The sequence below is a fragment of the Paraliobacillus quinghaiensis genome (assembly GCF_003426025.1).
In the GTDB taxonomy this organism is placed as follows: Bacteria; Bacillota; Bacilli; order Bacillales; family Amphibacillaceae; genus Paraliobacillus_A; species Paraliobacillus_A quinghaiensis.
In genome coordinates, this window is the sequence record NZ_QJSH01000010.1 from 33,559 (window position 1) to 57,307 (window position 23,749).

The following is a 23,749-nucleotide window of genomic DNA, read 5'->3' on the forward strand; positions in this document are numbered from 1 at the left end:
ATCAAATAAATAAGGGCAAGTTAAACCATAAAAATTGCATCAAATTACAGTAATATGATATAGTAAAATCCTGATTGACTGACCGGTCATTCTTAAAAATGAAACTTTTTTGCAACCTGTACGTAAATCAAAATAGAACTAGGTGAGTAAAGTGAATGAAAAAAAGCAACGAATAATTGAAGAAAGCATGAAACTGTTCGCGGAAAAAGGCTATCATGCCACATCCATTCAAGAAATTGCAAAAAGGAGTGAAGTGTCAAAAGGGGCATTTTATTTATATTTCAACTCAAAAGAAGAATTAACAGTTGGAATCTTTGAATATTACACATCAATGGTGATGTCTAAAGTAGAAGCAATTCAAATACAACAAGATAAAGACCCAAAAACAAAACTGGTTGAACAAATTAAGATGTTCTTTGATCTACTCACGAATCATAAAGAATATGTGATGATGCATTTTCGCGACAACTTACAAGTGGGCAACCAGATTGATGCATTAGTGATTAAGCTCAATAAGCAAGGTTTCCGTTGGATGCAAACAAGTATTAATGAAATATACGGCGAAAAAACCGACCCTTATATTGTAGACATCTCCGTTCAAATTGATGGACTATTACAAGGTTATTTTAAATCAATTGTCATGCATGACCTACATATAGACACAGGTTCACTTGCTTCATTTGTTGTCGATCGGATAGACGATTTAATTAACGGAATGTTGCGCTCAAATGCAACACCCCAACTAACAATAGATCAGTTATCATACGGTTTTGCAGAAGACGCGCCACTAGACACAATCCAAAAACTTGTTGCTGACCTACTGGAAGAAATTGATGATTTAGAACTATCGATAGATCAAAAAAAACAGTTAAAAGAAGCCATTAACATGATAACAAACGAATTAGCTAAAGAAGAGAAGAACCACGTGATTTTACAAGGGATGTTAACGCAAGTTGCAACTATGCCGTCGCTACAGCCTACAAGCAAAAAAATTGCTGATTTGTTAGGTGTAGAATTGGCAATAATAGAAAAAGAAAATGAGGGGGATCATTAAATGAAAAAGATATGGATACCGTTAGTAGCACTACTATTATTTTTAGCAGCATGTACGAATGATACAGAAGAAACTGGAGAGCAAGAAGAAATTGTAACGCCAGTAGAAGTAGGTCAAGTGACTCAAGGTGATGTTTCAGTCGAGAAAAGGTTATATGGAAGAGCAACGCCAAAACAAACAACACCTGTTATGACACCTATGGCAGGTGAAGTAGACACGATTGAAGTTGCAAATGGTGATGAAGTAGAAGAAGATGACGTGATTCTGACTATTATTGCTGCACAAACAGGACGTGAAATCGAAATTACAGCACCGGCAGATGGTATTGTCACAAATATGGAAGCATCAGAAGGTGGCATGATTTCTAATTCTGATCCAGTAGCAATTATTGCAAAATTAGATGAATTAAGCCTTCAAGTCGATGTAACAGCAAATGATTTAAATCTTTTTGAAAAAGATCAAGAGGTAGACGTAAATTTTTCAGGTGATGAAAAAACGTCAACAGCAACCGTTGATTACGTATCCTCATTACCAAATAACACTGGTTTATATCCAGTTAAATTAACAGTAGACAATCCAGATTACCAGTGGAAAGCTGGTATGGTTGCAGTACTTACATTGAGCGAAAAAACAATTGAAGATACGTTAGTAATCCCTACAACAGCATTAATCGAAGAGGAAGAAGAATCATTTGTCTATGTTGTAGAGGATAACGATACCGTCAGCAAAACAACAGTTACCGTAATTGAAACACAATCAGATGTGACAGCAATTGAAGCGGAACTAGAAGAAGGAGACCGCGTGGTAACAAGTGGTCAATTAACCCTCTCAGATGGCAGCAAGGTAAGTGTAAATGAGGAGGGAAGTGAATCGTGAAGTTAGTAAACCAATCAGTCAAACGACCAGTTGGTGTGGTAATGATTGTACTTGCAATTATTGCTTTAGGGGTCATTTCGGTTCGTAATCTAGCTATTGATTTACTTCCAGAAATTGATCTGCCAATTGCAGTTGTAGCAGTTAACTATCCAGATGCTGCACCAGAAGAAGTAGAAAAACAAGTCAGCAAACCAATAGAAGCATCTTTATCGTCAATTGAGGGTATCGAGTCGATTCAAACACAATCACAATCCGGTTCATCACTTGTGATTATGATGTTTAATACAGGGACGAATTTAGACAATGCACTCTTAGAAGTTCGGGAGAGTGTCGATCGCGTGAAGGGCATGCTCCCAAGTAGTGCTGGTGAACCGAATGTATTACGGTTTAATCCAAACCAAATGCCAATCATGCAAGTAAGTGTTTCAGGTGATAACCTGGCAAGATTACAAACCATCGCTGAAGATCAAGTTATTTCAGAATTTGAACGTCAACCAGGCGTTGCTTCTGTATCTTTAGAAGGTGGTCAAGAACGTGTCATTGAGCTTGAATTAGATCGCGCAAAACTAGCACAATATGGCTTAAGTTCACAACAAATTATGCAAACCTTAAGCCAAGTAAATCGATCAGCCTCAGCAGGTACGGTTGCAAAAGGGGACCAGGACTTGCAGGTTCGTATTGAAGGGGAATACACTTCAATCGATGATATAAGAGAAACAATTTCACAAACACCCCAAGGGGCAACTGTACACATAGAGGATGTCGCAACAGTTATTGACACATTTGCTGATTCAAGCACGACATTAGTAAATGGCAAAGAATCGGTTGTTTTATCTGTCACAAAACAATCAGACGGTAATACAGTAGACGTGTCGAATAATATTTTGGCAAGTATCGATGAATTAAATGAAGAAGTGCTTCCAAGTGATGTAGAACTAGACATCGTAATTGACACATCTAGTTTTATTAAACAATCGATCGCTTCTGTTGTGCAGAACATGGTATTAGGTGGCGTATTCGCTTTACTAATCCTACTACTGTTCTTGAAAAGTTTCAGAGCAACACTTGTGGTTGGGGTTGCGATTCCAATTGCAATTGTAGCAACCTTTACCTTAATTTATTTCACAGGTGAAACATTAAACATCCTAACAATGGGTGGACTCGCACTGGGTCTTGGGATGATGGTTGATAGCTCGATTGTTATATTAGAGAATATTGTTTCCTATAGGCAAAAAGGATACAGTATGAAAAAAGCGGCAACAAAAGGTGCCTCTGAACTAGCGCCAGCAGTTATTGCTTCGACAACGACAACATTGGTCGTATTTTTACCAATTGTATTCGTAGAAGGAATTGCCTCAGAGTTATTTACACCACTTGCGCTAACAATTGCATTTGCGCTTGTTGCATCATTAATCGTATCAATCACACTAATACCGATGCTTTCCTCTAAATTACTATCAAAAGTTTCAGAGGATAATGGACGACGTTATTGGTTTGACCAATTCTTAAAACGATTTAACAAAGGATATGAGGGTATCCTTCGAAAAGTATTGAAGTATAAGAAAACAACAATTTTCACAACATTAGTCGTTATTGGAGCGAGTTTGGCATTGATTCCATTCATTGGAACAGAGTTTATTCCACAAGGGGATCAAGGACAAATAACTGTTTCAGTTGAAACGCCAGTCGGAACAAACGCAGAAAAAACAGAAGCAGTAGCAACCGAAGTGAATGAAAGGTTAGCTGCATATGAAGATATCATAGACGTTAATTATGTCACAATAAGTAGTGGAGATGCCCGCAATAGGGTGATGGGTGGTGGAAGTTCAAATGAAGCTTCATACACGATCCAACTTATCCCACAAGGTGAGAGAGATCGTTCAACAGAAGAAGTCTCCCAAGCGATAGCAAAAGACTTAGAAGGCATCGTTGGAGCTGAGATCACAGTTAGTGAAATGGGTGCTGCGATCAGTACAGGTGATCCGGTTCAGATTCAATTGAATGGGCCAGAACATGAAGTATTACAAGAACTAGCTGGTCAAGTGGTAACAGAAATTGCAACAATTGAAGGTGTGCATAATCCAACATCTTCTGTTTCAGAAACACAGCCACAATTAAACATCCAAGTCGATAAAGAAGTGGCTGCTAAATATGGATTAACGGAACAAAGTATCATGAGCCAAGTACAAATGCAATTCACTGGCCAAACAGTGATGCGCTACCGTGAAGATGGTGATGAGATAAATGTGCGACTCACTTATCCAGAAGAATCTCGTGAATCCATTAGTGACCTGAAAACATTACTAATTCAAAACCAACAAGGAACAATGATTCCACTAGAAACAGTAGCAACATTTGAACAAGTGCAAGCACCAGCGACATTAACGCGTCAGAATCAACAACAACAAGTAAATGTGACAACTGGAGTAGTTGGTAGTGACTTAGGGACTGTATCTGCAGCAATTGACGCGAGACTAGATGCGATGAACTTGCCTGAGGATTACACATATAGCATTGGCGGGCAAGCAGAAGATATGCAGGAAGCATTCTCCGATCTTGGCTTAGCACTCGTGTTATCAATTTTCCTAGTTTACGCTGTAATGGCAGTTCAATTTGAGAACTTCCTATTCCCGTTTGTTATTATGTTCTCTTTACCAGCAACTGTTGTTGGTGTAATTGGTGGGTTGTTTGTCACAGGCACACCACTTAGCATTACCGCATTTATCGGGGTGATTATGTTGGCAGGTATTGTGGTAAACAATGCGATTGTACTCGTGGATTACATTAACATTTTAAGAGCACGTGGTATGGAACGATACGAAGCGATTATTGAAGCGGGAATCACAAGAATGCGACCAATTCTGATGACAACCTTAACAACGATCCTTGCGATGATTCCATTAGGCCTTGGAATAGGTGAAGGTGCCGAAATGCAACAACCAATGGCAATCACCGTTATCTTTGGACTAACCGTATCAAGTATCTTTACCCTACTTCTGATACCAGTTGTGTATACGTACTTTGATACGTTGTCGGAGAAGGTTAAGCGTAGGTTTGTGAAGGAAGAAGAGGTTTAACAAAGACGCAGTGTATCTAAATGATACACTGTGTTTTTTACTAATAATAATGTTAAGAACACCGTTAAAATTAAATTGCTAATTCTTTGGATATACCGTAAAATGTAATATTGTGATAGAATAAATCAAGAATTGTTATGGGGTATTAAGATGAAGAAAAAAATACTTATTTTGACGCAAAATTTTTATCCGGCGATTGGAAGTGCGGGTAATCGGATGAAAAATATATATCAATTACTTAATAAAGCAGAAATAGATACACATGTATTAACAATAGATCCATCTTACCCCAATCAAAAGATGTATGAGGATAAAAAGTTTTGGGATGAACCTGAATTAAATATAGAAAAAAGAAAAATTAAAAGAGTCCCAATAAAAAACAAAAAGTTCTCGAATAAAGTTTTAAGTAGACTCTTTTTTTATATTGAGATAATGTATCGATTTATAATACATTTATTTAAACAAAGAAAAGAGGGTTATGATTATATATTGGTGTCCACTCCCCCCATATTCATTGTGTTGTCCGCTTTTATTGGTGTTAAATTGTTCAAATGTAAGCTAATACTTGAAGTAAGAGACCTCTGGCCGGATAGTCTTATTGGCGTAAGGACGTTTGATAATAAATGGATTATTAAGTTATTTAGATGGCTAGAAAAGAAAATGTATAATAAAGCCGACGTTATTGTCATTAATAGTGATGGTTTTAGAGACCACATTACGAATAAATTAACGGATAAAAATAAAGTTCTTACTTATCTTCCAAATGGTCCAAGAGAATCTGAGATTATTCATACTAAGAAAGAAAATGATACATTCAAGGTTGTGTATGCAGGGAATTTGGGATTGGCCCAAGATATTGATCGACTTAAGATGATTGCTCATAAATTACATGATAACAATGTGAAGCTAAATATTATAGGGTATGGAATGAAAGTGGGAGAGTTTACTGATTTTTTAACTAGAAACGAACTGTATAATGTAACTATTCATAAACCAAGCACAAGGAAAGACAGTCTTAAGTTAATTGCAGATAGTGATATTAGTGTAGCGTTTTTAAATGACGAAGAAGTTTTTTCTACTGTATTACCTGGCAAAATTATAGATTACATGACATGTAGAACTCCAATTATAGCTGGGGTCAAAGGGACTGCAGCTAAGTTAATTGAAGAGAGTAAAACAGGTTTTGCTTTTGAAACGGATGATGTTCAGTTAATGGTCAATAAAGTAGTAGAGTTAAAAGGTAATCGACAACAGTTAGTAGAACTTATGGATAATTGTACAAATACTGTTGAACGAGACTTTCTTTGGGAAGAAAATGTAAAAAATCTTATTAATATTATTAAGTGAATTAAAAGAGGGTATGTTAAATGAAGCGTGTAGGAATGTTTGTATGGAATCACTTTACTAATGATGCAAGAGTATTAAGAGAATGTACAACACTTTCAGAGAATGGCTATGATGTAGAATTAATATGTATTGATGATCCAAAAGATCCTAATGTAAAACAATATGAAGAGTATAACGAACATTTTCGTGTATTTCGAATGAGAAGGTATCCTGCAACATTACTTTTCTTACAAAAAGTGTATCGTAATGTATTCGGTAAAAAGTGGCCATTGCTTATTTTAGTTCCTTTATGGTTGTTATTAACCTATCTACTTCCATGGGTAGTAATTCCAGTAACAGCTATATTAGGGTTACTTTTAAAGACAAAGGCAAGAATTGTTTGGATAAGAGCAGCTTTAATCTTACGAATGATTATTAAAGGATACAGAGGAAATTATGATATTTATCATTCGAATGATTTGAATACAATGCCACAAGGATATATTAGTGCTAAATGGAGATGGAAAAAAAAACCTCTTATCTATGATTCTCATGAAGTCCAAACGAGTCGTACTGGTTATGAGAACCCTTGGTATAAAAAGTTTGAACTTTTCTTTATCAACCGAATGGATTCTATGATGGTTGAGAATGATACAAGAGCTAAATATAATGAAGATCTTTACGGATTCTATCCGCATGTTTTGCATAACTATCCTTTTGAAGAAATCAGTGTAAACAAAGAAAAAGTTAATTTACATGATATGCTCTCATTACCAAAAGATGAAAAGATTTTATTATATCAAGGAGGAGTGCAAACAGGTAGAGGCTTGGAAAATTTAGTTGAAGCATTTCCACAATTTAAAGAAGGAACGTTAGTTTTTATTGGGGATGGTAAGATTAAAGATAAGCTAGTGAAGAAAGTGAAGGAAAAAAATCTTGAAGAAAAGATTAGATTTATTCCTAAAGTACCATTAAATGATCTGCCAAAATACACAAGAAATGCTTACTTAGGTTTTCAAGTCTTAAATAATGTTTGTTTTAATCATTATTCTGCCTCTTCAAATAAATTGTTTGAATATATGATGAGTGAAGTTCCAGTAGTAGCCTGTGATTTTCCAGAAATAAAAAGTGTAGTAGAAGAGAACCAAATTGGTGTTACGATTGATCCGCATGATCCAGATGAAATTGCCAAAGGTGTTAATTATATGTTGGATAATCCAGAAAAACGTGATCTTTTTAGTCAAAATTGTATTCCTGCTAGAAAGAAGTATAATTGGGAAAATGAACAAAAACATTTACTGGAAGTTTATAATAAATATTAAATTACGTAGTGTAGGAGGATAAAAATGAAACTTTGTACGATTGGGTTAGGTTATATAGGTTTACCAACTTCAATAATGTTTGCGAAACATGGAGTAGAAGTTGTTGGTGTTGATGTACAACAGAGTATTATTGATTCTTTAAATAATGGACAAATTCATATAGAAGAGCCTGGTTTACAAGATGCCTTAGAAGAAATCATTAAAAAGGGTAACTTTAAAGCTTCACTAAAACCTGAAAAAGCAGATACGTTTATTGTTGCTGTTCCTACTCCAAATAATGACGATGAAAATAAATCATGTGACTTAACTTATGTGATCCAAGCCATTGATAACATTATACCTTATTTAGAAAAAGGAAATACGGTAATTGTCGAATCAACGATTGCACCAAGAACAATGGATGATAATGTAAAACCTATATTAAAAGAAGCAGGATTTACTATTGGGGAAGATATCTTTTTAGTACATTGTCCAGAACGTGTATTGCCCGGTCAAATTATGCATGAGTTGATTTATAATAACCGAATTGTTGGCGGTGTTACAGATGCTTGTACAGAAAAAGGTGTAGAAGTCTACCAAACATTCGTTCAAGGTGAAATTATTAAAACCAATGCAAGAACAGCAGAAATGTCTAAATTAATGGAAAACACATTCCGAGATGTCAATATTGCTTTAGCAAATGAATTAGCTAAAGTATCAAATGAATTAGGGATAAATGCACTTGAAGTTATTGAAATGGCCAATAAACATCCAAGAGTTAATTTGCACACACCTGGTCCTGGAGTGGGTGGACACTGTTTAGCAGTTGATCCATACTTCATTATCTCAAAAGCACCAGAAACTGCAAAACTGATTAGCTTATCTAGAGAGATTAATACAGCAATGCCAGAGTATGTAGTTGAAGTTACGGAGAAGCTACTTGCACAAAATAATGGTAGTAAAATCACTGTGTTTGGTTTAACTTACAAGGGCAATGTTGATGATATAAGGGAAAGTCCAGCAATGGAGATTTATAAAAAATTAAAATCAAAAATACATTATGAAGTTGTTGCTTATGACCCTCATGTCAAATTAGATTTTGTAGAAAAAGATTTTGAAAAAGCCCTAAGTAAATCGGATCTTGTTTTGATTTTGTCTGATCACGATGAATTTAAAGAACTTGACATTGATAATAACAAAATGAATACACCACTGGTGCTTGATACTAAAAACATTGTTAAAGTGATAAATAAGGAAATCACTTATATCAATTATGGAAACTTATATAAGTATATTTAAATAAAATAAACAAAAAGGAAGCTAAATAATGTTTAAGGCTGTTATAGAAGTTTTGTCAGAGCAAGTAAAACATTGGAATTTAATATACCGTATGTCTAGATTTGAAGTTAAAGGGAACTATCAAAATCACTATTTAGGAACTTTATGGCAGTTTCTAAATCCAATTATTCAAATCATGATCTATTGGATAGTTTTTGGTATTGGAATTCGAGGAGGTAGTCCGATTGAAGGAGTACCTTATATTATTTGGTTGCTCATGGGGCTGATACCATGGTTTTTCATTAGTCCATCAATGATTCAAGGGTCAAATAGTATTCATCAGAAAGTATCGTTAGTATCTAAAATGAATTTCCCTGTAAGTTTGTTACCTACTATAAAGATAGTTAGTAATAGTGTTCAGTTTATTATATTAATGACGATATTAATGTTCTTATTGATAATTAACGGTGTACCAGTTACTTTACAATGGATACAGCTTATATATTATTTTATATGTATAATCGCTTTTATCTTCTCGTTTTCTTTATTTAGTTCAACAATATCTACTCTGGTTAGAGATTATCAAACGTTTCTATCGTCGACTATGCGAATGTTATTGTATCTATCACCGATTTTATGGGATCCAGAAAAAAGCAATGCACCTGAAGTACTAACAAATATTCTTAAATTAAATCCAGTTTACTACCTGATTTCTGGTATTCGAGATACTTTTTTAGGAAAAGGATGGTTTTTTGAAGAGCCAATTTACATGTTGTATTTCTGGGTGTTTACATTAATACTCCTATACTTTGGTTCAAAACTACATGTTCGTTTCAGAGAGAATTTTATGGACTACCTATAAAGAAGGTCGAAAGGTGATTTTATGGATTATAAAGTGGAAGTTAAGAATGTTTATAAATTATATACTACGCAAGCGAGACAATCTCATAAATTATTGAATTTTTTCTTAAATAGAAAAAAAAGTAATAATGAGAATGAGAAATTATTTGCAGCAATTAATGATATCTCTTTTAAAGCTATGGAAGGTGAGACAATTGGGATTCTAGGCCTTAATGGTTCTGGAAAGTCTACTTTATCTAACTTATTAGGACAAGTTATCCAGCCGAGTAAAGGTAAAATCACATTAAATGGTACACCGTCATTAATTGCAATATCAGTTGGTTTAAATAATAATTTATCTGGTTTAGAAAATGTAAAACTAAAATGTATGATGCATGGTTTATCCCCAAAACAAATTGAGATGGTTAAACCGGATATAATAGAGTTTGCTGAGCTTGGAGAGTATATAGAACAACCTGTGAAGAATTATTCAAGTGGTATGAGATCTAGACTAGGTTTTGCAATTTCTGTTCATACTGACCCAGATATTTTAATAATTGATGAAGCATTATCAGTTGGGGACACTACATTCACTAATAAGTGTTTGGAAAAAATTAATGAATTCAAAGAAAAGAATAAAACTATATTTTTTGTCAGTCATTCAGCTAGTCAAATGAAAGCATTTTGTGATCGAATTGTTTGGATGCATTACGGTCAAATGAAAGCATTTGGTCCTGCAGATGAAGTAGTCAAAGAATATAATGATTATATTAAGGATATAAAGGCTTTAACAAGTAAAGAAAAAGCAAAACTTAAGAATGAAAGTTTTAAAAAACAATATTTAGATGCATCAAAATTTACAAATTATAATGAGAAGAAATCTAATGTAGGTGAGAAGTTAATAAATCTTCTGGTGTTAATTCCTTTATTTGTATTAAGTGCTCTAGTAATCATTGGCTACTAAAAAAAAGGAGATATTTTTAATGGAAGAAATCAAAGATCATGTTTATGATGCGTATTATTTTAAAAGAGGTTATGAATTTGGTGAAAAAGTTAGAAAAAGAATAAATTGGATGCTTACTAACGTTACAGGTAACTATGTATTAGATGTAGGTTGTTCTCAGGGAGTTACATCTATTATTTTAGGAAGAGAAAAGAAAAATGTAATAGGAATTGATTTATCATCTTCAGCTATTTGTGATGCACTAGAGAACTTAGAATTGGAAGAATTAGATACCAAAGACAGAGTTCTCTTTAAACAGGCCAATTTTTTTAATTGTGAATTTGATACCAAGTTTGACACCATTATATTAGGTGAAATCTTAGAGCACATAGCTGATATTGATTCTTTCTTCCATAAAGCATATTCTCTATTAAAGGATAAAGGAAAAATTGTTGTTACTACGCCATTTGGGATAAACGATTTTGTTGACCATAAAAGAACGTTCTATATTAATGACCTGCTTAAGTTGCAACGTGCAGATTTGCCCATTATAGATATTGAGTATTTAGGCGGTTGGATTGGAGTAGTTTTTAAAAAAGGTGATAGTAGTATAAAGGAAATTGATGGTGAATTATTAGGAGATCTAGAAGATGCTTTTTATCTGAAGGAAAGAAACTTAGTTGATAAAATCAAAACAAATAATAAAGGAACAGCGTCAGGTGAAAGTGAATTAGCTAAATTACACAAAAAATATATAGATGAAAAAATTGAGAAAGTGAAAGCGCAAAATGAGTTGCATGATCAATATCGTAAAGAAAGAGAATTGCTGAATGCTTATAATAAGTTAAAAAAAGAGCACAATAATTTAACGAAAAAGTATAATGCAGTTAATTCTCGTTATGAAAGTATTAGAAAGTCTAAATTAGGAAAAATTACTGTGAAGTACTGGGATATTCGAAAAGGATGGAAATAAGCGGATGGATCACAAATATGTATACAGTAGATTGGAGTTTACCCAAAAACGAATTAGTGAATTAGAGAAATTAATATCTTCTGAATTAGAGAAACTAGAAACCTCCGAGGGTGTTTCCGTAGAGTTAACTAAGTCTGAAATTGAATCATATGAAATCTCAGAGCATTTAAATTTAGACACTTATAAAGGTATACGTAGTGAGTTAGCAGATGAACAATTTGGAAATAGAATCAAAGAAACTGTCGAGAATTTACCGAAGAGTAATGGAAGTAGCTATTTTGAGAAGCTAGATGTGAATATAGGAATGGTAATGGATGAATTCTTATATCATTCCTATGAAAGTACCGCCAACTTTCACTATGTAACCCCACAGAATTATAAGGAGGTTGAAGAGAAAGTTGACATTTTTTTATTAGCATCTGCTTGGAAGGGACTAAACAATGAGTGGAAAGGTTTAGGTAATCCCAAAAATCAGAAAATTAGAGATGAAATGTTTGAAATTATAAACTATTTTAAATCTAAAGGTAAAGAAACAGTTTTTTATTCCAAAGAAGATCCTACTAACTATGAGTTTTTTATTGAGTTTGCTAATAATTGTGATTATATATTCACAACAGCAGTTGAGAAGATTCCACATTATAAGAAAGATTGTAATACTGATCAAGTGTACCTTTTAGAATTCGGTGTCAATCCTGTATTTAATAATCCAGTAGGGTTACATAAAATAGAAATTGATGAAAAGGTAATATTTGCTGGATCATGGTACAAAAAGTACCCCAAAAGACAAAAAGATACTACTAGGATTTTTGATGGAGTAATAAACGCTGGTAATGAACTAAAAATAATTGATCGTAACTACAATAGAGAATCAGAGAGTTTTCTTTTTCCTACAAAATACCTAGAATTTGTTTCACCTGAGATTGATCATGAAACATTACAATTATTAACTAAATTATTCACTTTCTCAATTAATTTAAATTCTATCCAAGACAGCAACACTATGTTTGCGAGTAGAGTATATGAACTTCAAAGCATGGGTAATTTGATACTTTCTAATTATAGCCTTGGAATAAATAACCTGTTCCCTAATGTTTTTATGATATTTAATAGTAATGAAGTGAAATATATTCTGAATAACTATTTCGAGAAAGAATTATACCAGCAACAAATGTACGGTGTTAGAAAGGTATTAAGACTTCATACGACATTTCATCGCTTAACAAAATTACTCTCTAGTATTGGTTATGTAACATCAAATTTGCTAAACAAAAAAGTTGCAGTTATATATGAAGTATTAACAGATAATATAAAAAAGAATTTTGATCGACAAACTTATCTAAATAAGAATTTAGTATCTGTTAAAGAATTTAAAGAGCAATACGATGAATACAGTTACTTTACATTTTTTGCTGAAAATTATGAGTATGGAGAATTTTATTTAGAAGATATGATTAATGGATTCAAATATACGGATTCTACTTACATTACTAAAAATTCGTATTATGACGGCAATAAGAAAATAGCTGGAATAGAAAATGATTTCATTGATAAAATAGATGATTATAGAAAAACCATCTATTGTACGAAAGACTTTAATAATTATACTATACAAGAATTAAAATCTTTACGTGATTTTGAAAAGGATTATAGTATTGATTCACTTGAACTTAATGTAACAAAAGAACATAATTATATCACATCAGAAGAACCTAAATTCACCGTTATTATCCCAACTTATAACAACGGTGATCACCTTTACAATAAATGTTTCATGAGTCTTAGAAGGTCGTCAATGTTCGAAAAGATGGAGATAATAATAGTAGATGACGGTTCGACAGATGACTATACCCCTAAAATTGTAAACAGACTAGAGAGACTATATTCTAATGTAAAGGCGCACTTTTATAAAGATGGGGGAAGTGGGAGTGCTTCCAGACCTAGAAATAAAGGTGTTTTATTAGCAAGTACTGAGTATATAACCTTTTTAGATCCTGATAATGAAGCTATAAATGATGGCTATACAAAACTTTATAGATCGGCTGTTAGCAATAATGTTGAAGTTGTGATTGGAAACATAATAAAAGTTGATCAGAATGAAAAGGTGGTTGATTATTATCAGGCAATTAAAGAAAAATTTCCTCAGAGAACTGTCTTCCAAAATAGTGATAGTTATGAATTACTTATAGAAACGTCCTTTAAAGCTCAGAGTATCCAAGCTATGATGATTAGAAGGAGTTTATTAATCAATAATAATATAACTATGCTAGTAGGAGTTGTTGGTGAGGATACCCTTTTCTTTTATGATGTGCTATTGAACACAGAATCCTTTATTATAATAAAAGAAAATATTCATGTGTATTATGCCGGTGTGGAAGGTTCATCAGTAAATAATATTACAATTAATACGTTTATGAAATATCAGGAATTAGAAAAGGAAAAATTCCACTTTTTAAATAAGAACAATTTGTTAAAAGCATATATGGCTCTGAGGTTTAATTATTATTTTAAAAATTGGTATTTGAAAAAGCTTGAATTAGTAAAAGATGATGATCGTAAAGATGCGGAAGAAATTTTATATCAAATTTACAAGATATACGAAAATAGTACCCTTAGTGACTTAGATGAAACCATCGTATCCTTTGTAACTAAATTTAGGTGATTAATAAATAATATTATTTGAACTGTTTAATGTGCTTTTAAAGGATTCATTATTTAAAATAGGAAGGCTGATAAAATGAATTTAGATGTGAATAGTTTACCCTCAGTTGAAGAACAGCGAAGGATATTAAGAGAAAAACAAATATTAGCTAGTGAGTATTTTAGGATACTACACATAGGTAGATATGCGTTTGGTAAAACAGATATCGTAAGTAGAATGAAACAAGCGCTAGAAAATCTAGGGCATACAGTTTTTGACTTTAATACAGATGATTTTAGAGAAGTTATATATAACCCAGATAGACATACTGGAGGATTTGGCCCTGTAGAAATAAAGCTTGAGTTGTTAAAACCAGTATTAAGGCAGTTTGAACCACAAATTATTATTTGTAATGCTGGAGGATACACTTTTTCAGAGGAAGATAGTCAATGGTTAAAGGACCAAGGGTATATTCTGGTTGGAGTTACATTATCGGACCCCGATGTATTTCCAAGTACCAAAAACTTTGCGCATAGATTTGACTATCATGCCACCAATGCAATAGAAGCATTAGAAATGTATAAAAATGAAGGTATTAATAATACTATACATTTTCCTTTTGCAATTGACAGAAGTTTTATAGAAGCTGAGGCGATTGAAAGAAATGATTGGAAAGCAGATGTAATCTGTCTTGGGAATGCAACAAACCGTCCGGATAGAAATGAAACAATGAATTATCTTGCAAAGCATTTTAATGTAAAGGTTTATGGAACAGGATGGGAAATTCCGGATTCATTCCCAGTGGGTGGTGAAGATTTTTATTCAGCAGCTAGGGCTGGAAAATTTCATATTAACTTTCCAGGTACAAGAGCTGGGTACACTAATTTGAAAATTGGTGTTTTTGAATCGATCGCTAATGGTGGAATATTGTGTACTGAGATCTTTGATGAAATGAAATTATTCTTTGATTATGAAACTGAAGTCATTGGCTACAAAAATGCAGAGGATTTAAAAGCAAAATTAGACTATTATATAAATAATCCTATAGAAGCAGAAATGCTACGAAGAAAATCTTTTTATAAATTGGTTAATAAACATATGTGGGAGACGAGATGGGAAGATTTACTTACTAAGATAAAGCTTGATATTAATAAGGAAAAAACAATGCTTCCAGCGCATAGGTATGAAAAGATAAAGGATTTAATTGGTACGAAGGAAAAATCCGCTAAAGTGATAATTCAAGGTTATTACGGAGCTTTAAATACTGGTGATGACTTGATCTTAGAAGCTATAAGCACGAATATAAAGAAAGAACATCCTAATACACTGATTATGGTGGCGGGGTTCAATCGTGCTTCTATAACCTTGAATCAGGGTTTTTACAGTTTACCAAGAACAGATGTATTTAAAATGGACAAATATATAAAAGAGGCAGACTTGCTAATATATGGTGGCGGTGGTTTATTAAATGATTATACGTTTAATAATGCAGCTGGAGTACCAGACTTTTTTGATAGTTTTACCCATGGCATAACAGGAATGGGGATTATACCTACGATGGCTAATATTTATGATATTCCACGTATGTATTTTGCCCTAGGGATAGGACCTCTTGTTAACCCAGAAGCTCGACAGTTTGCCAAATTTATGGTGAACCAAATGAGTATAGTTACTGTCAGAGACCAATATTCAAAAGATTTACTTGACTCAATTGAAGGTATAAACAAGGAAGTTATTCAAACTTCAGATGCAACATATATGTTGGATGATCCAGGTGATAAGCTTGCTCAAGAATACTTTAATGAACGCAACATCGCTTCAAATGAGAAGGTAATTGCTGTAACATTACGTGATTGGAAGAGTAATCCTAGTGACTTTGAAGAGAAAATGGCTAAATATTTAGACTTCATAATACAGCATGGGGACTATTCTATTCTGTTCCTGCCATATCAGTTTGGTAAAGGGAAATCTGATGATAATAAAATCCATCAAAAAGTTAGCGAATTAATGGAAAACAAAGACCGTACCTTTACCTATCATCATGAAGGAGATTATCAAGAATTTCTAAGTATTGTTAAAAGCTCAGATGTTGTGATATCTATGAGACTTCATGGTTCCATTTTAGCAAATTTATTCGGAGTACCTTCTATAGGTTTTAACTATGATGATAAAGTGCTTGCCCATTATCAAAATTTAAATATGGAAAAGTATTTACTTAACCTTGATTTTAATGTTAAACATGCTTCTGATATCTTTATGGATTTGGAAGAAAACAAAGTCAAAATGGTAAATAATATAAAAGAATATGTCTTAAGAGAAAAGTATAAATCAGCTAAAACATATGAATATGCAATTGATCTTTTAAAGAAAGGAGTACAAAGGGAAAAGAAGATCTATAGACACTATCCAAGGGAAGAGTCGTTAAGGAACATCAATGCTAAAGCCATGGTTACAGAGATTGCAAACTTAAGACTTGAAAATCAAAATTTAAAGTCGGATATTAATGTGTTGGGTAACGCTATCAAGTCGATGGATGTGTATGATCTAGATAAAGTTAACCTATCTAGAGCTACGTTTGATTGTCAAGATGACCAATTAACGAATAAAATAGTTTCTAAACTTTCTGATGATAAAATTGCAATAAGATTATCTGATTTAGACTCACCCAAAAAAGGAGACTATTCATCCGCAAAACTTAATCTTTCTTTAAATCCTGGTACCGAGTATACAATTAATGTGAGTGTACATTCTCCTTATTATAAACCAAAGAATAAAGGAAGAATAAAATACGAGATTAGGTTAGAAGGTAAAACACGATATAAGGAAGATATTGCGAAAGACGGTAATGAAAAATTACTAAGTTTTAATATTAAACCTAAAAGTAAAGATGTAACGTTAGAGTTTAGATTAGAGGCTATAAAGAAATGTGAAAGCTGGAGTTGGGGAAGCGTATCTAGAACAGAATTCTCTAATGTAAGCATTGCTAGAACTAGCAAATATTCAAAAAAAGGTTTGAGAAGGACTTTTAAATAATTATAAGGTCATTTTTTGGCAATGTAATGTTTGCTTGTGTAAAATGTTATTAACTAAGTTATATGTGTCTTGCGCTCCAAAGTAGCTCAGCTGCAATGGAGCGTATTTTTTATTTAGGTAGTACTTTTTAGTTATATCTTAAGTTGATAATAGTACGCTTTTCTTAATTTGGAATATATTACGTCAGATCCCCTAATAATTACTTATATTACATAAAATTATTGTTACTGCTAAGCAATAATTGATGCTTTGTGATCATAATAGTACCTTACATAATAAGCTAAATTGTGATAAGATAATAGTGGTTTTTACATTAATAGATACTTACATTAGTAAGAATCTATTAAATTATTAATGAGAGGATGTGTGTTTCAATAATAAGGTTATCTTTTAGAGTTGTATATCGTGTTTTATTATTATTGTTTTTTTTCTCGTTATTTGGTTTTACTTATCAAAATGAAGTTGAAGCAGCTGACGGGTTTAATGATTATTTTAAAGTCGTACAAGATGATGTTAAAGTATATTATAATTCTCAATCAGGTTTTACTGAAGTTGGTGAATTAACTAATAATCAAGTCTATGAAAGAATAGGTAGCCAGACTAATTGGCATTTAATAAACTTCGGTAACAAAATTGGCTTCGTAAAGAAAAGTGTTACTATACCTAGCACTGGAGATACTATTAATAATAATATTGGTGGTCAAACAACTAAATTACAAATTAAAATATTGAAAGATGCAGTAGTTCTTGATTCCAAATCTAATTATACTGAATTTGGCAATCTAAAAAAGGGAATGAGCTATCCTGTTGTAATAAATCAATTAAATTGGTGGGGGATTAACGTATCTGGTCGGTTAGGGTTTATCCCGAAGTCATCAGCAATTCCTGAATTTGCACCTTCTGATAATTATTTTAAAGTAACTGGGGAAAATGATGTGTATCACAACACTGCTAATGGATTTGAGAAAGTTGGTAGTCTAAAAGTTGGTCAAGTCTATCAAAGAGCAGCAGACAGAACTAATTGGCATTTAATAGAATTTGGTGATGAACTTGGTTATGTAAAAAAGAGAAACACTGAACCTGCATCTTCTCAATCTATTAAAAACCTAATTACATCACCTCAATACAATGGTAGAAAGCTAGTATTTTCCGAAGATACAGAAGTTCTAGACACGAAAAATGGTTATACTTCATTTGGACAAGCTAAAAAAGGTTTAGAATATCCAATAGTAATTAGCCAATCGAATTGGTGGGGGATAAATGTATCTGGAAGACTAGGGTTTGTACCAAAAAAAGCCGCAGTTGAGCAATTCTTAGAATCAGATCAATATTTTAAGGTGACTGATAATAAAACTGATGTATATCATAAAACAAGTAGTGGCCTTGTTAAGGTTGGGGACTTGTCAAAAGGTCAGGAGTTTAGAAGACTAGGTGGGGAAGAAGATTGGCACTTAATAGATTTTGGAGAAAAATTGGGTTATGTAATAAAAAGTGCTACTGAACCATCTGACGGCAATTTAATTAAAAATACAGCTTTAAACTCAAGCACGGTTACGAAGGTAAAAATTATCCAGGATGCAACACTGTTTGATAATTCATCTGGCAGTTACATTCCAATAAGCGTATTATCAAAGGATTCCACATATAATGTGGTAAGAGAACAAAAAAATTTTTGGTGGATAAATATTGGAGGTAGAGTTGGTTTTATTTATAAGTCTTATGCTACTGCAGAGATTATAAATATAGCAAACTATGATTATTCATTTGTTCAAATGATAGATGCGCAAATGGTACCTGGTAGAGCTAAGGCTGATGGAAATGGTAAAATAGATGCTACGCGAAAAGAAGTAGAATACTATGCAAATCCTTCTAACTTTGATAAAGGTACAACAGGGTATTATCAGTTCCTAACATTATCTAAACCAGTTGGGTTAAATGTCCAGGAAGTAAATGATAAAATTCTTTATAATAAGGGCAATCTTAAGGGCCAAGCCCAAGCGTTTATAGAAGCTGGGAAAAAGTTTAATATAAATGAAGCGTACTTATTAGCTCACGCATTACATGAAACAGGAAACGGTAAATCCACTTTAGCAAGTGGTATTCCTGTTGATGAAAATGGTAAGATAACTAGAAACTCAGATGGTGAAATAGCCCGAACAAAAGAAACTGCACAAACTACTTATAATATGTATGGTTATGGTGCTAATGATTCATGTCCAGTTGAATGTGGTGCAAAGTATGCATTTGACCAAGGGTGGTTTACACCAGCAGATTCAATAATCGGTGGTGCTCAGAGTATTTACTCATATATAAAAAGAGGACAAGATACCTTATATAAAATGAAATGGAACCCAGAAAATCCAGGGTATCCACAATATGCTACTCACATTGCATGGGCAGTATTACAGACTCCTAGAATTAAGGATATCTATGATCTTTTGGATAATAAGATACTAGAGTTTAATGTTCCTAAATTTCTAAATCAACCTGGAAAAACTAAGTTTAGCTCAGGTGAAACATCGCCTGAAAATACAAGTGCTTTTGTAGAATATCCTTTAAAAACGATAGGACAAACATTAGTTGATCTAAACTTTAGAGAAGGGCCATCAACTTCATACGATAGTATATCTGTTCTTAAACCCGACATCTTGTTTGAGGTTATAGGAGAGGAAAATGGTTGGTTAAAAGTGAAAGTAGATACTAATGTAGGTTGGATTTCAAAAGGGAATCAAAATACTGCTTATTTGGAAATTTTGAATCTCTTAGAAGTTAATACAGATGACCAGAATTTAAATGTACGTACTGGTCCAAGCGGTGAGAAAATCAGCAGTTTACCTGCAGGAGAACTTGTATCTGCTAAGTTAGATGAGGAGAATCAATTTATAACTGTGGAAAAAGATGGTTATAATTGGTATGAAATCAATTATGAGAACGGTTCTGCATGGATAGCAGACTTTATTAAAATAGTAAAATAGCTTTAGTGGAAACAGTTGTATAAATTTTAGTATAAGATAAAAAGGCACCCTCCAATTTTAGGTTAGAGGGTGCTTTTTCTGGATGTAAATAGGGTTGTACAATGAATTAGTTGGTGGGTTAATTGATACTTCCTGTTATTGGAAACTTTGTCTCGGTAATTGTTAACAAGCTATCAGTCTAGTGACGCAGTTTTTTTATTATGATATAATTTTTTGTGATTAATAGATAATTTTTAATACTACTATAAAATTGGGTGTTTCAACCGAATAGTTCATTTATAAATACTTAAAACACCAGGGGGATATTAATGACTGTACTTGATTTGAAAACTGAAGATAAAAATATGATGACTTCAGTAGTGGAGCAGCGAAGTGAATTAAGAAATAAACAGATGGTCGCCAAAGAACGCTATAGAATACTTTATATCGGAAGAGCCGTATTTGGTGAAACAGATATTGTAAATAGAATGCGGCAAGCACTGGAGAATTTAGGGCACGTTGTTTTTAACCTTAACACTAAAGAGTTTAAAAAAGTTGTGCATAACCCACAAAATTTGGTGGGTGGGCATGGTCCAATAGAAATTAAATTGGGTCACTTAAAACCTATCTTATCTAGGTTTAAGCCACAGATAATTATTTGTAATGCTGGAGGATATACATTTTCTGAGGCAGATACTAAATGGCTAAAAGCAAATGGATTTATATTAATAGGAATCACTTTATCCGACCCTGATGTATTTGAAGGGACCCAAAAATTTGTTCATAGGTTTGATTATCATGTAACAAATGCACATGAGGCCATTGATATGTACAAAACTCTAGGGATAGATAACACTTTCCATTTTCCGTTCGCTATAGATAGAAGCTTTGTAGAAGCAGATGCAATGGAAAGACGTGACTGGAATGCAGATGTCATCTGTATTGGGAATGCAGCAAATAGGCCAGATCGCAATGAGTTTATGTCAGAATTAAATCACGATTTTAATGTTAAAGTATATGGTACGGGTTGGGATATTCCAGGTTCCTTTTCTGTTGGAGGTGAAGATTTCTTTTCTGCAGCAAGAGCAGGAAATTTCCATGTGAATTTTCCAGGAACACGTGCGGGCTTTACAAACGTTAAAGTAGGAGTCTTTGAATCAATTGCAAATGGTGGGATTATTTGTACAGAGTACTTCAAAGAAATGGAGCATTTCTTTGAATATGATAAAGAGATTATTGGATATAAAGACGTAAAAGATCTAAAGGAGAAAATTAAATATTACCTTGATCATCCTGAAGAAGCTGAACTTATTAGGAGGCGCGCTTTTGATCGTTTAGTAAAAGAACATTTATGGGAAGCTCGTTGGGAACAGTTATTTTCAAAAGTTAGAACTGACCTCAGAGAATTAAAGCAACTATTACCTTTAGAAAGGTATAATGGAATTAATTTAGAACCTTTAACTAGTGAATCTGTTAAGATTATTGTTCAAGGGTATTATGGTGCGAAAAATGTTGGTGATGATTTAATACTGGAAGCTATTTATAACAAGATAATAGCAAAATATCCTGAAGCAATGATCATGGTTGCTGGTTTTAGTCGAGAGAATATTACCTTGTTACAGGGGTTTTATAGCCTACCACGTACTAATGCATATGAAATGGAGAAATATATTAAGGATGCCGATTTGGTTATTTATGGTGGTGGCGGCCTATTAAATGACTACACTTTCAATAACTCCGCAGGAATAGCGGATTACTTTGATAGTTATTCACATGGCTTAACTGGTATGGGGATTATTCCAACAATAGCGAATATTCACAATGTCCCAGTAATGTATTTTGCTTTAGGAGTAGGCCCGCTAGAGAATCCTGAAGCTAGGAAGTTTGTTCGTTTTATGACAGAACAAATAGATATAATAACAGTTAGAGATAGTCATTCAAAACAACTTTTGGAATCAATTGATGGTATGAATAAAGAAGTAATTCAAACTGCAGACCCCACTTTAACACTGCCACGTCCTAACTGGGAACTAGCAAAAAAGTATTTCAAGCAAAATATGAATATCAGTGATAGTGATTTGATTATTTCGGTGTCACTTAGAGAGTGGAAAAGTAATCCTGCGAACTTTACCGAAAATATAGCTAAATATTTAGACGAATTGATAATTACTACAAATGCAACTATTTTATTTATTCCTTTCCAATTCGCTATAGGCAGATCTAATGATAATAACATTCATTTAGAAGTCTATAATCTAATGAAGTATAAAGAAAATGCGTATTTTTATGAGATGACAGGAAATTATGATGAGTTTCTAAGTATAATCAGTGCGGTTGATTTAGGTATTAACATGCGTTTGCATGGATCGATTTTACAAAACCTTCATGGTGTTCCAACAATTGGTTTTAATTATGATGACAAAGTAAAAGGCCATTTTGACACTATAGGAATGGTTAACTTTCTACTTAACCTAGACTTTAATATTTCCGAAGCTGTAAGCAAAGTGCTCTATCTAGAGGAACATTATGTAGAGGTTAAGAATATGATTCTTAATAATGTAAATAAGAACTCTAGCAAAGCAAATGAGAGTTTTGAATTTGTTTATGAACTAATTCAAAAAGGTTTAAAGCGTGATAGATCTATTTATAAAAGTTATCCACGAAGCTATTCACTTAGGGAAAAGAAGTCAAATGAATTAACGCAAGAATTAAAGAACTATAAGAGAGAGAGTCTAAAATATAAAAAAGAAACCATTCGGTTACGAAAAGAAATTGCTGAAATAAAAAAGGAACAAAAAAAATATAGACGTGAAACAATGATAGTTAAAGAAAAAAATGATGATATTTCATGTGTAAACCTAAGTGACGCAAAAGTTCAAACTAATTCCAGTATGTTGGAAAATGTACTCTTACCTGTAAAGGTGAGGGATAAACACAGGCTATTGGGAATTCGTTTACCAAATAAAACCCCCAAAAAAGGCGATTATTCTAGTGTTATATTTGAAATTCCTGTTAAAAAGCTCGAATATTATCAAATATCAACTACCTTGAATGCTCCTTATGAAAGACCGAAAAATAAAGGTAGGATTCGTTATGAAATATTTATAAATAACAAGAAGGTCTATAAGGAAGACATTGCAATTAAAGGCGATGATAATGAACTTTCCTTTAATTTTGTAGCGAATAGTAATAATGCTACATTAGAGTTGAAAGTAATAGCAATTCAGGATTGTGAGGAATGGAGTTGGGGAAATAAATCAAAAGTTTATATTTCTGATGTCAATATAAAAAAACAAAAAAATAGTAAATATAACTCAACTTTTCAAAAAGCTGTTCATAAAATAAAAAAGCTATCCCCTAAAATGTAATATAGTTAGTTGGAATTCACAAAATAACTAATTTTACTATGTTTATTAACTTGTATATAGAGAATAGCAGACTTTGAGTTTAACATAT

General features: G+C 32.9%; 13 protein-coding genes. All 13 read left to right on the top strand.

Annotated features, from left to right (window positions below; genetic code table 11):
- Positions 1–151: 151 nt before the first annotated feature.
- The 13 genes from D2K40_RS08410 (at position 152) to D2K40_RS08470 (ending at position 23,661) form a co-directional block, all read left to right on the top strand.
- Positions 152–1,054 carry a TetR/AcrR family transcriptional regulator gene (locus D2K40_RS08410; RefSeq protein ID WP_117154933.1) on the top strand — a complete coding sequence of 301 codons (903 nt, stop codon included), beginning with the start codon at positions 152–154 and terminating at the stop codon, positions 1,052–1,054.
- On the top strand, positions 1,055–1,930 hold the full coding sequence (locus D2K40_RS08415; RefSeq protein WP_117154936.1) for an efflux RND transporter periplasmic adaptor subunit: 876 nt from the start codon (positions 1,055–1,057) through the stop codon (positions 1,928–1,930).
- Positions 1,927–5,007 carry an efflux RND transporter permease subunit gene (locus D2K40_RS08420; RefSeq protein ID WP_117154938.1) on the top strand — a complete coding sequence of 1,027 codons (3,081 nt, stop codon included), beginning with the start codon at positions 1,927–1,929 and terminating at the stop codon, positions 5,005–5,007. Before D2K40_RS08415 ends, D2K40_RS08420 begins: the two co-directional genes overlap by 4 nt.
- A gap of 150 nt (positions 5,008–5,157) precedes the next feature.
- Positions 5,158–6,354 (top strand): glycosyltransferase family 4 protein, encoded by a 1,197-nt coding sequence (locus tag D2K40_RS08425; protein WP_117154940.1) that lies wholly within the window; start codon positions 5,158–5,160, stop codon positions 6,352–6,354.
- Positions 6,355–6,374: 20 nt separating this feature from the next.
- Positions 6,375–7,655 (top strand): glycosyltransferase, encoded by a 1,281-nt coding sequence (locus tag D2K40_RS08430; RefSeq protein ID WP_117154942.1) that lies wholly within the window; start codon positions 6,375–6,377, stop codon positions 7,653–7,655.
- 24 nt (positions 7,656–7,679) lie between these two features.
- On the top strand, positions 7,680–8,933 hold the full coding sequence (locus tag D2K40_RS08435; RefSeq protein ID WP_117154944.1) for a nucleotide sugar dehydrogenase: 1,254 nt from the start codon (positions 7,680–7,682) through the stop codon (positions 8,931–8,933).
- 28 nt (positions 8,934–8,961) lie between these two features.
- Positions 8,962–9,774: an ABC transporter permease gene (locus tag D2K40_RS08440; protein WP_117154946.1), complete on the top strand. Its 813-nt coding sequence runs from the start codon at positions 8,962–8,964 to the stop codon at positions 9,772–9,774.
- A 21-nt stretch (positions 9,775–9,795) separates the two neighbouring features.
- Positions 9,796–10,716 (top strand): ABC transporter ATP-binding protein, encoded by a 921-nt coding sequence (locus tag D2K40_RS08445; protein WP_117154948.1) that lies wholly within the window; start codon positions 9,796–9,798, stop codon positions 10,714–10,716.
- A gap of 19 nt (positions 10,717–10,735) precedes the next feature.
- On the top strand, positions 10,736–11,668 hold the full coding sequence (locus D2K40_RS08450; protein ID WP_117154950.1) for a class I SAM-dependent methyltransferase: 933 nt from the start codon (positions 10,736–10,738) through the stop codon (positions 11,666–11,668).
- A gap of 4 nt (positions 11,669–11,672) precedes the next feature.
- On the top strand, positions 11,673–14,327 hold the full coding sequence (locus D2K40_RS08455; RefSeq protein WP_117154952.1) for a glycosyltransferase: 2,655 nt from the start codon (positions 11,673–11,675) through the stop codon (positions 14,325–14,327).
- 75 nt (positions 14,328–14,402) lie between these two features.
- Positions 14,403–17,339 (top strand): polysaccharide pyruvyl transferase family protein, encoded by a 2,937-nt coding sequence (locus D2K40_RS08460; protein WP_117154954.1) that lies wholly within the window; start codon positions 14,403–14,405, stop codon positions 17,337–17,339.
- Between the two features lie 362 nt (positions 17,340–17,701).
- Positions 17,702–20,314: an SH3 domain-containing protein gene (locus D2K40_RS08465; protein ID WP_117154956.1), complete on the top strand. Its 2,613-nt coding sequence runs from the start codon at positions 17,702–17,704 to the stop codon at positions 20,312–20,314.
- Between the two features lie 308 nt (positions 20,315–20,622).
- Positions 20,623–23,661, top strand: coding sequence for a polysaccharide pyruvyl transferase family protein (locus tag D2K40_RS08470; protein ID WP_117154958.1), 3,039 nt, complete (start codon positions 20,623–20,625; stop codon positions 23,659–23,661).
- Positions 23,662–23,749 lie beyond the last annotated feature (88 nt).

Coding starts and splice junctions, on each gene's coding strand:
- D2K40_RS08460 (WP_117154954.1), top strand. CDS start 14,403: ATGAATTTAGATGTGAATAGTTTACCCTCAGTTGAAGAACAGCGAAGG.
- D2K40_RS08450 (WP_117154950.1), top strand. CDS start 10,736: ATGGAAGAAATCAAAGATCATGTTTATGATGCGTATTATTTTAAAAGA.
- D2K40_RS08455 (WP_117154952.1), top strand. CDS start 11,673: ATGGATCACAAATATGTATACAGTAGATTGGAGTTTACCCAAAAACGA.
- D2K40_RS08445 (WP_117154948.1), top strand. CDS start 9,796: ATGGATTATAAAGTGGAAGTTAAGAATGTTTATAAATTATATACTACG.
- D2K40_RS08435 (WP_117154944.1), top strand. CDS start 7,680: ATGAAACTTTGTACGATTGGGTTAGGTTATATAGGTTTACCAACTTCA.
- D2K40_RS08430 (WP_117154942.1), top strand. CDS start 6,375: ATGAAGCGTGTAGGAATGTTTGTATGGAATCACTTTACTAATGATGCA.
- D2K40_RS08465 (WP_117154956.1), top strand. CDS start 17,702: ATGTGTGTTTCAATAATAAGGTTATCTTTTAGAGTTGTATATCGTGTT.
- D2K40_RS08415 (WP_117154936.1), top strand. CDS start 1,055: ATGAAAAAGATATGGATACCGTTAGTAGCACTACTATTATTTTTAGCA.
- D2K40_RS08440 (WP_117154946.1), top strand. CDS start 8,962: ATGTTTAAGGCTGTTATAGAAGTTTTGTCAGAGCAAGTAAAACATTGG.
- D2K40_RS08470 (WP_117154958.1), top strand. CDS start 20,623: ATGACTGTACTTGATTTGAAAACTGAAGATAAAAATATGATGACTTCA.
- D2K40_RS08425 (WP_117154940.1), top strand. CDS start 5,158: ATGAAGAAAAAAATACTTATTTTGACGCAAAATTTTTATCCGGCGATT.